10 protein-coding genes and 1 tRNA gene are annotated in these 12,612 nt (G+C 60.4%); 4 read left to right on the top strand and 7 right to left on the bottom strand.

The features are described 5' to 3' along the window. Window positions 1-6: 6 nt before the first annotated feature. Window positions 7-471 (bottom strand): low affinity iron permease family protein, encoded by a 465-nt coding sequence (locus HER32_RS02805; RefSeq protein ID WP_168680358.1) that lies wholly within the window; start codon window positions 469-471, stop codon window positions 7-9. A 302-nt stretch (window positions 472-773) separates the two neighbouring features. Here HER32_RS02805 and HER32_RS02800 point away from each other — a divergent pair. Beyond that, window positions 774-855: transfer RNA gene (locus HER32_RS02800), tRNA-Leu, on the top strand. 75 nt (window positions 856-930) lie between these two features. Here HER32_RS02800 and HER32_RS02795 read toward each other — a convergent pair. From HER32_RS02795 to HER32_RS02775, 5 genes are all read right to left on the bottom strand, one after another. Then, window positions 931-2,514 (bottom strand): NFACT RNA binding domain-containing protein, encoded by a 1,584-nt coding sequence (locus tag HER32_RS02795; RefSeq protein WP_168680356.1) that lies wholly within the window; start codon window positions 2,512-2,514, stop codon window positions 931-933. Between the two features lie 36 nt (window positions 2,515-2,550). Next, window positions 2,551-3,075, bottom strand: a complete 525-nt coding sequence (locus HER32_RS02790) for a hypothetical protein (protein ID WP_149069191.1) — start codon at window positions 3,073-3,075, stop codon at window positions 2,551-2,553. Window positions 3,076-3,167: 92 nt separating this feature from the next. Continuing rightward, window positions 3,168-3,935, bottom strand: coding sequence for an MBL fold metallo-hydrolase (locus HER32_RS02785; RefSeq protein ID WP_149069192.1), 768 nt, complete (start codon window positions 3,933-3,935; stop codon window positions 3,168-3,170). A gap of 121 nt (window positions 3,936-4,056) precedes the next feature. Then, window positions 4,057-4,434: a response regulator gene (locus HER32_RS02780; protein WP_149069193.1), complete on the bottom strand. Its 378-nt coding sequence runs from the start codon at window positions 4,432-4,434 to the stop codon at window positions 4,057-4,059. A 62-nt stretch (window positions 4,435-4,496) separates the two neighbouring features. Continuing rightward, complete coding sequence (locus tag HER32_RS02775) at window positions 4,497-8,540, bottom strand: PAS domain S-box protein (protein ID WP_168680354.1); 4,044 nt, start codon at window positions 8,538-8,540, stop codon at window positions 4,497-4,499. A 138-nt stretch (window positions 8,541-8,678) separates the two neighbouring features. Between HER32_RS02775 and HER32_RS02770 the strand changes: the two genes are divergently transcribed. Both HER32_RS02770 and miaA read left to right on the top strand, forming a co-directional pair. Further along, the gene (locus tag HER32_RS02770) at window positions 8,679-9,815 is read left to right on the top strand and encodes a glycosyltransferase (protein WP_168680352.1); all 1,137 of its coding nucleotides are present in this window, start codon (window positions 8,679-8,681) and stop codon (window positions 9,813-9,815) included. An 11-nt stretch (window positions 9,816-9,826) separates the two neighbouring features. After that, window positions 9,827-10,774 (top strand): tRNA (adenosine(37)-N6)-dimethylallyltransferase MiaA, encoded by a 948-nt coding sequence (gene miaA, locus HER32_RS02765; protein ID WP_232066345.1) that lies wholly within the window; start codon window positions 9,827-9,829, stop codon window positions 10,772-10,774. Between the two features lie 192 nt (window positions 10,775-10,966). Here the strand turns inward: miaA and pfkA are convergent, their stop codons facing one another. Beyond that, window positions 10,967-11,938: a 6-phosphofructokinase gene (gene pfkA, locus HER32_RS02760; protein WP_149069197.1), complete on the bottom strand. Its 972-nt coding sequence runs from the start codon at window positions 11,936-11,938 to the stop codon at window positions 10,967-10,969. Between the two features lie 268 nt (window positions 11,939-12,206). Here pfkA and HER32_RS02755 point away from each other — a divergent pair, with 268 nt between their 5' ends. Further along, window positions 12,207-12,608 carry a TerB family tellurite resistance protein gene (locus tag HER32_RS02755; RefSeq protein ID WP_232066344.1) on the top strand — a complete coding sequence of 134 codons (402 nt, stop codon included), beginning with the start codon at window positions 12,207-12,209 and terminating at the stop codon, window positions 12,606-12,608. Window positions 12,609-12,612 lie beyond the last annotated feature (4 nt).

The raw sequence follows: 12,612 nt of genomic DNA, 5'->3' as shown, positions 1-12,612 counted from the left end.
ATCTGTTCAGACCCGGTGGGCGGCGCGCTTTTCGGCGTGGTTTTCCTCGGCTTCCTCCACCGAGTGCGTTTTGCCCAGGTCGCGATCGGCTTTGGCTTTTTCAGCCAGCAGGCAGAAGTACTGGTGCAGGAGCTGAATTTCGTGCTCCGTGAAGTCCTGGGCGTTGATGAGGCGGTTGCTGGCGCCCTTGGTGGCCGCCAGCAGCTCATTCAGCTTCAGGTGCATGACCAGGGAATCCTTGTTTTGGGCGCGCTGAATGAGAAACACCATCAGAAAGGTGATGATGGTGGTGCCGGTATTGATGACGAGCTGCCAGGTTTCGGAGTAGTGAAACAAGGGCCCCGTGACGGCCCACACCAGCACCGTGCCCACGGCCAGGCAGAAAGCCAGGGTAGAGCCAACGAACTGGGTAATGTGTTCGGCCAGGCGGGCAAAAACGGACTTTGGCGCGGGAGTCTGGGGCGTAGGCATACAGCAGAAATAAAGGAAAAAGACAGAGCGAACTGCGGCGGGTAATAACGTGTCGCCGCTCAAAATGCCGAGTTAGCACGCGGGCATGAAAGAAAAATGAATAAAGGGATAGTCAGGGCTTGTGGCTGAGTATGAGCCGCAAGAGTCGGAAAAAGATAGGGTAGTGGCCCCTTTTCCCCAAAAAAAAGCAAGCCAGGCTTGCACTGGTATACCGCAGTGCCTACTTTTGCCCTCGCTTCGCCGCCTCACCGAAGCCGAAAACAACGGTTTTCGCCCTGCTTACCGACTTCGCCTATTCCTTTGCGCACGTGGTGAAACTGGTAGACACGCCATCTTGAGGGGGTGGTGCCTTCGGGTGTGGGAGTTCGAATCTCCCCGCGCGCACGCAAATAGTTACACGTCCCGCTTTGGCCCTGCCGAAGCGGGACGTGTTGTTTTACGTCAGTTCACCCCCGGCAGCTACTCCCGCTCAAAGGGGTTGGCGGGCACTACCAGCAGTACTTTTTCCCGCTCCACGGCCACCGAGCCCGCCACCGCACCTTTGGGCTTGCGCACAAACTTCTTGGGCGTGATGGTAACCGGGCAGAGCGAATCGTTCTTGCGGCGGGAATACCAGGCAGCCAGCTGGGCGGCGCGCTCCTGCACGGGCTCCGGCACGGGGTGGCCCGGCCGCTGCCGAATCACCACGTGGGAGCCGGTTACGTCTTTGGCGTGCAGCCAGAGGTCGTCCTTGTGGGCATAGCGCTGGGTGAGCAGGTCGTTGTTCTGAGCATTGCGTCCCACCAGGATGGTAAAGCCACTATCCTCAAACACTTTGAAGGGCAACTCCTGGGCTGGTTTAGCCACGGTGGCGGCATCCAGGCCGTGCTGTTTGCGCCAGGTGCGCAGGGTGCGCAGCTCGTCGGGCGGGAGGGCAGCCAGCTCCTCCAGCCGCTCCAGGGCCTCCAGCGCCTCGGTTTCGCGGCGGTCGGCGCGTTCCTGCAGCTGGCGGGTTTCGAGCTGCTGGTTTTTGGCTTTGCGGTAAAGGTTCTGGGCGGTGCGCTGGGGCGTTTCGGTGGTTTTGAGCTTGATGATGCGCGTCTCACCGGTGAGGTAATCTTCCACCGCTACCTGAGGGGCCCCGGGCTGAATATGGTGCAGATGGGCCATAATCAGGTCGGCGGTGTGGCGGTAGCCGGCCTCGTGCTCCAGGGCGTGGAGGCGGCGGCGGGCGTGGGCGGCGCTGGTGCTGGCCTCGTCGGCACGCTTCTCCAGCAGCTGGCGCACCTGGCGCAGCTCCGTCTCGTAGGCCCGGCGGCCCTGCAGCAAGGGCACAAAGCGGCGCAGCGCTGCTATGGGGTTATCAGCCGGCAGCGTGGCTTCTACTTCGCCTACGGGCAGCAAGCTCAGGCGGGTGCGCCCGGCCAGCCGAATCAGGTAGAAAGCGGCGGGCTGCTCCAGCTCCGGCACCACGCTCTGCACCATGGCCCATTTTTCAGCTAAAGGTGCTTCGTTGTAGCCCTGGGCGCGCAGGTACACGGGCGGCAGGTCGCCGAGGCTGGGGTAGGCCTTCAGCGGGTTTGCCTCTGGGCCTTGGCTGGGCACTGTCACCGGGGTTTCTGCCGAAGTTGCAGCCAAGGGGTGCAGCTCCGCATCGGGGCTGTAGCGCTGATGAAACAGCTCGGCCGGGGCATCGGGGGCGGGGCGAAATACGGCGTTGGGGCGGGTACTATACAGCTTGAAGAGGAGGGTGGCTCCGCCCCGGAAGTTGAACTGCAGCACGCGGTCCTGGGGCCAGGCCTGCACGGACTCCACGGCCAACCCCAGCAGGCCGAGCAGCAGATCTACCGAGTTCTGACGGGCGCGGTGAAAGGTTTCGGGCAAGGCCAGCAGGGGCCCGGCCGCCGCTAAGTGGGCTTTCAGCCAGAACTCCTGCGTGCCATTGGTCAAACCAATCACCAACTCATCCTTTTCCTGCGAAAAGCACGTGGCTACGGTATAGCCCGCTAGTTGCCGGGTAAGCGCCGGGGCCAATTGCCGCAGAAAGTAATAGTTAATGTGCATAAGTAGAGAAGAGCGGATCAGGCAGCCCGGCTGTTTTTAGCGGGGTAAGCCAAAATTTACGGGAAGAAATAAGGTGTCCTGGGTGGCGGCTGCGGCGAAACGTAACGTGCCGAGCGTACGGATAGTTGACTGCTCTAGTAAGCGGACAGATTCAGCTGAGTACTCGCTACCGTCCTTACTGAACTCTTTGCTAACCAGCGTAGCAGCTAAGGTGCCATCTGGTTTGATAATGAGCTGAAAAACGAACCGTGCGTAAGAGGCGAGGGATTCATACGTTTTAATATTCTGATACACGAAAGCATCCGGCAACCGTATTCGCCCGGATACCGAGTGCAGAAACGCTCGGTACTCCGCCAGCTGCTTGGCCGAATCGGCGGTTTGCCAGTAGCGGGGGAATAGCGCCAGCGCGCGGTAGGTATTAGAGTTGTACGGCGTAACGGGTTTGTGTACAATCAGCGGGGTGCCCGGGCTGGTATACATGCTTTCAGTAGGGCGTTGCGCCCAGCCGGAAAAAGTACAGCCAAGCAGGCTAATTACGAGGTATGCTGGTTTACCAAGCATGACTTTACTTGCCTAACGGTTGGCCGGGCAGAATCTTGCAGGAATTTACACTCGGCCCCACTGCTCTGGGCCCCAGCACTGATATTGCAGGGTTATAGGGCCAACCGCAGCCCGTCGTACGCCAGCCGGATAAACGAAGGCAACGTGGCTTCTACCTCGCGGTGGCGGCCCAGCTGGTGGCTGATGTGGGTGAGGTAAGCCCGCTTGGGCGCCAGGTCCGTGAGGATATCCACGGCTTCCTGCAGGGTGAAGTGCGAAATATGCTTTTCGTGGCGCAGGGCGTTGAGCACAATCACCTCCGAGCCGCGCATCTGCTCCAAAGCCTCGGGCGAGAGGTAGTTGGCGTCCGTCACGTACGTAAAGTTACCGACGCGAAACCCCAGCACCGGCAGCTTGTAGTGGAGGGCACGAATGGGCTCAAACGGCACGCCTTCTACCAGGAAAGTTTCGGTGTCGCTCAGAATGGGTTGCAGCTGCACCTGCGGAATACCCGGGTAGCGGTGCTCGGCGAAGATGTAGGCGTACTCCTGCTTGAGCTGCTCCAGCACCCGGGGCTCGGCGTACACGGGCATGTCCTGCTGCTGGCGGAAGTTGTAGGCCCGAATGTCGTCGAGGCCGGCGGTGTGGTCTTTGTGCTCATGGGTGAACACCAGCGCATCGAGGTGCTGGATGTACTCGCGCAGAGCCTGCTGGCGGAAGTCGGGACCGGAGTCGATGATGATGCTTTTGCCCTGTACCTGCAGATGCACCGACACCCGCAGCCGCTTGTCGCGGTAGTCGAGGGAGCGGCACACGGCGCACGGGCACCCAATCACGGGCACCCCCTGCGAGGTGCCGGTTCCGAGGAAGGTAATCTGCATACTGGAAAAATGGGGACTTGGGGTCTTGGGGACTTAGGGTCTTGGTTGACGTTCTGAAAAACAATGTTTCGTTGAACAGATACCAAGACCCCAAGTCCCCAAGACCCCAAGTCCCCGAAAACTAACCTACATACTGCTTCACCACGCGCACCAGGGCGTCGAAATCGAGGGGCTTGGGCAGGTAGTCCGTCACGCCGGCCTCGCGGAACTGCTCCATGGAGTAGTTGTTGGCGTTGCCGGTAATGGCAATAACGGGAATAGCGGCAATGCGCGGGTCAGTGTGCCGACGGATTTCGCGGGTGCACTCCATGCCGTCTTTCACCGGAATGTTGATATCCATCAGTACGCAGTCAATGTCCTGGGACTCGACCTGCTTCATTACTTCGCCGCCGTTCTTGGCGGATACAATTTTATATTTCTGTAATTCCAGAATTTTCTTGGTCAGATTCAGAATTACGGAGCTGTCTTCGGCAATCAGAATCGTCTTATAGTCGGCCATGAGAAAGAAAGAAGTAGGGGATGGGGAGAGGTGAGTGAGCGGGTCTTAGGTAACGGTATTGGCTACGCTACGCCGGTCAGGGTAACGTAGGTTTCTGCAAAATGGCGGAAAAATTCTTGAAGTAGTACAAAGTCCGATTTTACTTGGGATAAATGGCCCTGGCGGATGTCGTGCTCCAGCTTTTTGGCCATTTCCCCTAACTGATTCAGGCCAAGCGTGAAGCCCGTGCCTTTGAGCTGGTGTACGTGGGGTAAAATCTTGGAAAACTGGTCTTCCTGCAGCAGGGCTGCCGATTCTTCCAGCAGCTGACCGGCTTCCTGCTCGAAGTCGGCGTAGAGCTGGGCGGCAAACTCGGCGCCGCCCAGTTCCTGCAGCTGCTGCAGGACTTCCACGTCCAGGGCCGCGGCCGCGGCTACTGCGCCCGTGGGCTCGGGCCCGGCTACGGCTACCGGTACGGGGGGCTTTTCGCCCGGGGCGCGCCAGCGGACCAGCACGCTGTACAAGTCCTGGGTTTTCACCGGCTTCGATACGTAGTCGTCCATGCCTTCCTGCACGAAGCGTTCGGCATCTTCCTTCATGGAATAAGCCGTCATGGCCACCACGGGCGGGCACTGGTCGCCCAGCTGCCGCCGAATTTCGCGCATGGCCGTTACCCCGTCCATTTCCGGCATCTGAATGTCCATGAAAATGAGGTCATAGCGGGTGTCGCCGGTGGCGCGGGCAATGGCCTCGAACCCGTCGCCGGCCACATCAATGCGGCAGCCCAGCTTTTCGAGCAGGCGCTCGGCCACTTTCTGGTTGATGGGGTTGTCGTCGACGAGCAGCACCTGCGGGGCCGTGGCAAACCGCTCAATTTCCAGCTGGCTCCGGTCGCGGGAGGATAGGCGCTGCTGCACAATTTCTTCCTCGTTGAGGGCCACCTGGCAGCTGATCTCAAACCAGAAGGTGCTGCCCTTGCCCAGGCGCGACTCCACCCCAATCTGCCCGCCCAGCATCTCGGCCAGCTGCTTGCTGATGGCCAGGCCCAGGCCCGTGCCGCCAAAGGCTTTGGTGGCGCCGTTGTCGAGCTGGGTGAAGTTGGTGAACAGCAGCTTGGCATTTTCCTCCGTGATGCCGATGCCGGAGTCCTGCACCTCAAACCGTAGCGTGTAGTCGTCCCCGGTTTGGGCGCGGGTGGTCACGGCAATGTGCACCCCGCCCTCGGGCGTGAACTTGATGGCGTTGGAGGTCAGGTTGCTCAGCATCTGCAGCAGGCGCGTTTCATCCGTCCGGATAAAGCGGGGCGTATCCTCGCTCACGTGGTAGGTGAAGAGCAGGTCCTTCTGCTGGGCGCGGTTCGCAAACAGGGAGTGAATCTTGTCGAGCGTGTAATACAGGTCGATGCCAGTGAGGTGAAGCACCAGCTTGCCAGCCTGGATTTTCGACAGGTCCAGAATGTCGTTCAGGATGGCCAGCAGCGCGTCCGAGGATTTGCGCAGCGTATCCACGTAGTCTTCCTGCTCGGGCGAGGACACCGTCTGGTGGAGCAGGTCAATCATGCCAATGATACCGTTCATTGGCGTGCGCAGCTCGTGGCTCATGTTGGCCAGAAACTGCGTTTTGGCGTGCAGAGACGTTTCGGCCTCGTCCTTGGCGCGGCGCAGGTCGTCCTGCATCTGCTTGAGCTCGGAGATGTCGCGCCCAATGCCCTCAGTGCCCGCCACGCCATCCTTCACCCGCCGGGCATTGATGAGCACACTGACCGGGTAGCCGGTTTTGTGGCGCATATCGATTTCGTAGTTGCGCACTTCGTTGAGCTCGGCAATGGCCTTGAGCAGGGCCGCCCGGTCGTTGGCATCCATGTAATAGTCCATGATGGGCGTGCCAATCACCTCCTCCGGGGTGTAGCCCAGCATATCGTACACCGAGGGGCTGACCAAGGTGAGAATACCCTGCCCGTCTGTGCGATAGTACACATCCTGGAACGACTCGAAGATGGCGCGGAACTTCTCTTCCTGGGCTACCAGCTCCAGCTGGGAGTTTTTCTTGTCGGTGATGTCGTGGGCAATGCCCGAAATTTCCTCGAACGTGCCATCGTCGAGGTAGATGGGGTTGAGGTAAATCTCGCGCCAGGATTCCTGCCCCCGGGCGTCGCGCAGCTGCACCTCAAAGCGGCGCGGCTGCCCCTGAAAGGCCTTGCGGTAGTTTTCCACGAACGCCGAACGGGGTGCCGAGTCCATCATCGTCACGTCGGCCTGCATCAGGTTCACGTTCAGGGTGGGGTACACGCCGTTGCGCCGCAGGAAATACGCCGCGTAGTTGCGGTTGAAGGAGGTAAGGCGGGCCTGCATATCCACCGACCACATCAAGTGGTTGCCGCTCTCGAAGATGGCGTTCAGGCGGGCGTTCTGCTTGTTGATCTGCACCTCATTGCGCTTGCGCTCAATGGCCAGGGCCACCTGGTTGGAGATAAAGTGCAGAATCTCGATGTCCGAGGAAGCATACGCGTCGGCTTTCTGGTAGTCCTGCACGGCAATGATGCCGATGATCCGCTCGCCCACGCTCAGCGGTGAGCAGAGCATCACCTCGGGCATGGAGCCAAAGGCCGTGATGGTGCCGTTGCTGATCAGGTTCTGCAGATCCTCGCGCAGCAGGTACTGGGGCCGGCCCGTGCGGATGATGTACTCGGAGATACCTGAGGAAAACGGCCGCGACATCAACGCCTTTTCGCCCTGGGTAAACTGGTCGACGAAGTAGGCAAACTGCAGCTGCGTGCGGTCGTCGTCGCAGAGGGCAATGTAGAAGTTGTTGGTTTCAATGATTTTGCTCAGCTCCCGGTGGATGGCCCCGTACAGGGAGTGCAAGTCCTTGGCACTGATGGCTAGGTTGGCAATGCTGTAGTACACTTTCTGGAGCCGCTCAGCCTTGATGCGCTCCGTGATATCGTGCAGGATGGCGCGGGTAGCCACGGGCTCATCGTCCTGCCAGGAGCAGGAAATGGAGCCAATGAGGTGCACGGGCTTGCCGGTTTTGGTCAGAAACACGGTTTCCAGCTTGTTCACCTTTTCGCCCTTGTACAGGTTGCGCAGCTGGTACATCAGCTTGGCCTTGTAGTAGGGGTGTACCACATCGGCGAGGGTGAGGCTGGGCAGGTCTTCGTCCTCGTAGCCCAGCTTTTCCTTCCAGGCCTTGTTCACGAACAGGAAACGGTTGTCCACGCTCAGGTTCTGAATCAGGTCGTGGGCATTGTCGAGAAAGTCCTGGAGGCGGTTGCGGTTGTCGCTCAGGGCGCGGGCCGTAATCTGGCGGTCCGTCATGTCGCGGCCCACCAGGAACACGCCCGTAATCTGCTCGGCCGCGTCGTACACGAACTCGGCGTGCCAGAACACCATGCGCTGCTGCCCCGATTTGGTGGGAATGGCCCGCTCGTAGTAGTCCTGCAGGCGCCCGGAGCGCATACTGGCTTCAAACGTTTCGAGACGCATGGACCGCTCCTCGGGCAACGCAAAAAAGTCGTGGTAGAGGCCGCCCAGCACTTCGGCCCGGGTGTACTCGGTGTATTCCAGGAAGTAGTCGTTGACGTCCAGCACCCGGCCATCGGGGGCCAGCAGCACGTAGCTCAGGCCCGCCCGGCTCAGCAGGTCGCGCAGCTGCAGGCGGCTATGCTCCCGCACCAGGGCGGGATTTGGGGTGGGCGGCTGGCCTTCCCCGGTCGACAGGCTGCGCAAGGTGAGCTGCACGCGCGGGCCGGTGGGCAGCTCTACCCGGTGCAGGGTGGTCCAGGTGGTCAGCTCCGAATGGTCGGCGCGGTGGCCCTGCCAGCTTTTAGAAAACGGCTGCCCCGTTTGGGCCGTGGTCAGAATAGCCTGCCGGAGTTCCTCGGCCGACGACCAGGCATTTTCCGGCCCATTTTCCCGGCTGGCCATGAAGCCCACGAGCCCCGAGGAAAGCAGCACCGGTCGGGTGGTGCCCAGCAACCCCAGGGCAGTCCGGTTGCAGTCTACCAGCGTGGCCTGCTCGTCGTAGAGCAGAATAGCATCGTTCGCGCCATCGAAAAGAGCCTGATACAGAGGCTCCTGGTCGGGGGCTGAGGCAGCCAGGGCAGCGGACGGAGGACGGGTGGCCATGCAGGAAAGAAAGGTCAGAAGAGCAGCGTGGGTGAACTGGGCGCTGTGCGGGAGTGGTTGACTGCTTAAATTTGTCAAAATATCCCGAATCCGCCGTGTGCGGCCGCCGAATAATGCGGAGTCTGGATGAGTTCCGCCATGCCCCGTCTCCTTTTTGCCGTCACCACCGACCTGAACTACGACCAGCGGATGCAGCGTATCTGCGGCTCCTTGGCCGGGCAGGGGTATACGGTGCTGCTGGTGGGCCGGGAGCTGCCCCAGTCGTTGCCGCTCACCCCGCAGCCGTACCAGCAGCACCGCCTGAGCTGCTGGTTTACCAAGGGGAAGCTGTTTTACCTGGAATTTACCTTGCGGCTGCTGGCGTACCTGCTTACCCAGCGTGCGGCAGTCTGGTGCGCCATCGACCTGGACACGGCCCTGCCCGTGTGGCTGCGGGCCCGTCTGGGCGGCCAGCCTTTCGTATACGATGCCCACGAACTGTTCACGGAAATGCCCGAAGTGGTGCGCCGCCCGGCCGTGCAGTGGGTGTGGCGGCAGGTAGAAAAGTTTATTGTGCCCCGGGCCTCGTTGGCCTATACGGTGGGGCCGGCGCTGGCCGCCGTTTTCCGGCAGCGCTACGGGCGTACTTTCGAGGTGATTCGCAATATCAGCCGCCTCACGGTGGAGGCGGCTCCGCCCGTGCCCAACAACAGCCTGATTCTGTACCAAGGAGTATTAAACGAAGGCCGAGGGCTGGAGGCGCTGCTGGAAGCCATGCCGAACGTACGGGGCCAACTGGTTTTGTGCGGGGAGGGCGACTTATCGGTGGAGCTGCGGGCCCGCGCGGCGCAGCTGGGTTTGCTGGCCAGCGGCAAAGTTTCCTTTCGCGGGTATGTGCTGCCCGCGGAGCTGCGTCAGCTTACCCGACAGGCCCGGGTAGGGGTGCTGCTGCTCGAAAACCGGGGACTGAGCTACTACTACTCCCTGGCAAATAAGTTTTTCGACTACCTGCACGCCGGCGTACCGCAGGTGGTTATCGACTTCCCCGAGTACCGGGCCCTGAACGCCCAATGCCCGGTAGCCGATCTGGTGCCCGACCTGCAACCCGCCGCCCTGGCCGCTGCCCTTACCCGCCTCCTGCCCGGCGGCGACGAGGCGCACTACCAGGAGTTGGCCGATAATTGCCGCCAAGTGCGCACCACGCTCAACTGGCAGCAGGAAGAAATGCACCTACTGGCCTTATACGACGCGCTGCTGCCGGGGCAGGTCCCACCCACATCGACCAGAAACTCCTGATGCCAATTCCCGTGCTGCCACAGAAAGAAAACGCCACTGCCCAACCTACTCTACTGGTTATTTCCGGCCCTACGGCGGTGGGCAAAACGGCCTTGTGCGTGCGCCTGGCCCAGCAGCTGAAAACGGAAATTGTGTCGGCCGATTCGCGCCAGTTCTTTCGCGAGCTGACGATAGGCACGGCCAAGCCCACGCCGGCCGAGATGCAGGGCGTGCCCCATCACTTCATCGACTCGCACTCCATTCTGGAGGACTACAACGCCGGCCGCTACGAGCAGGATGCCCTGGCGGTACTGAACCGGCTGTTTGCGCTGCACCCGGTCGTTATCCTCACGGGCGGCTCCGGGCTGTACCTGCAGGCCGTAACCGAAGGCTTCGACGATGTGCCGAAAGTAGCGCCGGAAGTACGGGAGCAGCTGCACCAGGAGCTGGCGGCGCAAGGGCTGGAGCCTTTGGTGGCCGAGCTGGCCCGCCTCGACCCCGTCACGTACCAGCGCATCGACCGGCAAAACCACCAGCGGGTGGTGCGGGCCCTGGAGATATGCCGCGGCACCGGGCAGGCGTTCAGCTCCTTTCATCAGGCCGGAGCCGCGCCGCGGCCTTTTCGTACGGTGAAGGTGGCACTGACCCGGGAGCGGGAGGAACTGTACCAGCGCATCGACGAGCGGATGGACCAGATGCTGGCCCAGGGCCTGGAGGCCGAAGCCCGCGCCTTGTACCCGCACCGCCACCACAACGCCCTGCAGACCGTGGGCTATAAGGAGCTGTTCGACTACTTCGACGGGCACTACGACTACGCCGAGGCTGTGCGCCTGCTCAAGCGCAACACGCGGCACTACGCCAAGCGCCAGCTCACCTGGCTGCGCCGGGATACCGACTACCAGTGGCTGCACCCGGATCAGGCCGAAGCTGCCATTGGGCCAATGCTGATGTCTGCCTCTAATCTCCCCGCCGGCTTGTAGTCAGCGTGTTACAGCCAGCGGAGGGCGCTAGGCCAACCCAGCGCGGTTCTGCTGTTCAACGTTAGCGCCAAGGTCTCACGCATGCTTGACATAGCTCGAAATAGCTAAGACGAAGCCTGAATATTGAAAAGTCAGTTGCATGACTGCTCCCAATATTCAGGCTTCGCCTTGGCTATTTCGCGAAAGCAGAATCTATACGCTCAGGATATCCACCATGCGCATAAAGCTTTGGTTGATGAGTTTCTTCTTGTAGATGGTGTCTTTGAAAGGCGTGTACACCAGCTTGCGGTCCACAATACCGGCCATGACGTTGCGCATGCCGTTCATCAGGCCTTCCACGGCGGCAATACCGATCTGCGAAGCCAGCATACGGTCGGCGGCGGAGGGGGCACCGCCGCGCTGGATGTGGCCAATGATGGTTACGCGGGTGTCGAGCTGCGGAATAGCAGCCTTCACCTGCTGGGCGACCAGGTGGGCGTTGCCTTCCTCGTCGCCCTCAGCCACCACTACGATAAATGAGGTCTTGGACCGGTCCCAGCTGGTGCGCAGGCTGTCGATGACGGCTTCGGTGGACAGCTTGGTTTCGGGAACCATCACAATTTCGGCCCCGCCCCCGATGGCGCAGGGAATAGCAATGTAGCCTGAGTCGCGGCCCATTACTTCCACAAAAAAGCACCGGTCGTGCGAGTCGGCCGTATCCCGGATTTTGTCGATGGCCTCCAGGGCCGTGTTTACGGCCGTGTCGTAACCGATGGTGTAATCGGTGCCGTACAGGTCGTTGTCGATAGTGCCAGGCGCACCCACAGTGGGAATGCCGAATTCTTCCTCGAAAAGCGTTGCCCCGGTAAAGGTGCCGTTACCACCGATGGCCACCAGGCCCTCAATGCCGTTGTTGACGAGCTGGTCGAAGGCCTGCTGGCGGCCTTCCTTGGTCATGAACTTCTGCGAGCGGGCCGATTTGAGAATGGTGCCGCCCTTCTGAATGGTATTGGACACCGAGGCCGAATCGAGGCGGACAAACTCGCCTTTAATCATGCCGCTGTAGCCGCGCATGATGCCGTATACTTCAATTCCGTGGTAAACGGCCGTGCGGACCACGGCGCGGATACAGGCGTTCATGCCCGGCGAATCGCCGCCGCTGGTAAAAACTCCTATTCGTTTCATTGTTCAGGTGCCAAGTACTAAGCAGATGGGCCAGGCAGTCAGGCCACGCAAATGCTGCGAAGTACGTTAAAATCAACTTGGAAATTGTAGAGTTGGCTATTTTTTCAGCAATTGCGTATTGCTTGCTGACGGCCGGACTGCTATATTCCCCATCCTGTCCTATGCCTTTTGCAGCCGTCTAGTCTTCCTCATTTTCACCGTTTTAAGCATTCCCACTGCTATGTTTGGTTTTTTCGAAAGCGAACAGACAAAAAAAGTCAAAAGCCATTTGGCCAACCTGGCTGCGCTGGCCAAAGCCGATGGTCACATCGATGAGCGCGAGATGAACTTCATTGTGGCAGTGGGGAAGAAAAACGGCATGCGCGCCGATGATGTACGCTCCATTGTGGCCAGCGCCACCGACCGCGCCATGCTGGTGCCCGACAATGATTCGGAGCGGTTTGACCAGATTTTTGACCTAGTAGACATGATGCTGGCCGACGGCGTGGTGGACGACCACGAAATGGACTTTTGCATCGATATGGCCGAAAAGCTGGGCTTCCGCAAGGCTATAGTAGGCGTGCTGGTGCGCAAGATTTCCCTGGGCGTGAAAGACGGCCTGCCCCGCGACCAGATCAAAGAAGAGTCGCAGAGCTTTCTAAACTACAACGAAGGACTGGGCCAGCACTAAGCAG

Origin of the sequence: Hymenobacter sp. BT18, from assembly GCF_012273015.1 — a bacterium.
GTDB lineage: Bacteria > Bacteroidota > Bacteroidia > Cytophagales > Hymenobacteraceae > Hymenobacter > Hymenobacter lutimineralis.
Note: the sequence above shows the minus strand (reverse complement) of the source record. Positions and strands in the feature narration are given on the sequence as shown.

Excerpts from the sequence above, each read along its gene's own strand:
- HER32_RS02805 (WP_168680358.1), bottom strand. The coding sequence starts at position 471 with ATGCCTACGCCCCAGACTCCCGCGCCAAAGTCCGTTTTTGCCCGCCTG.
- HER32_RS02795 (WP_168680356.1), bottom strand. The coding sequence starts at position 2,514 with ATGCACATTAACTATTACTTTCTGCGGCAATTGGCCCCGGCGCTTACC.
- HER32_RS02790 (WP_149069191.1), bottom strand. The coding sequence starts at position 3,075 with ATGCTTGGTAAACCAGCATACCTCGTAATTAGCCTGCTTGGCTGTACT.
- HER32_RS02785 (WP_149069192.1), bottom strand. The coding sequence starts at position 3,935 with ATGCAGATTACCTTCCTCGGAACCGGCACCTCGCAGGGGGTGCCCGTG.
- HER32_RS02780 (WP_149069193.1), bottom strand. The coding sequence starts at position 4,434 with ATGGCCGACTATAAGACGATTCTGATTGCCGAAGACAGCTCCGTAATT.
- HER32_RS02775 (WP_168680354.1), bottom strand. The coding sequence starts at position 8,540 with ATGGCCACCCGTCCTCCGTCCGCTGCCCTGGCTGCCTCAGCCCCCGAC.
- HER32_RS02770 (WP_168680352.1), top strand. The coding sequence starts at position 8,679 with ATGCCCCGTCTCCTTTTTGCCGTCACCACCGACCTGAACTACGACCAG.
- pfkA (WP_149069197.1), bottom strand. The coding sequence starts at position 11,938 with ATGAAACGAATAGGAGTTTTTACCAGCGGCGGCGATTCGCCGGGCATG.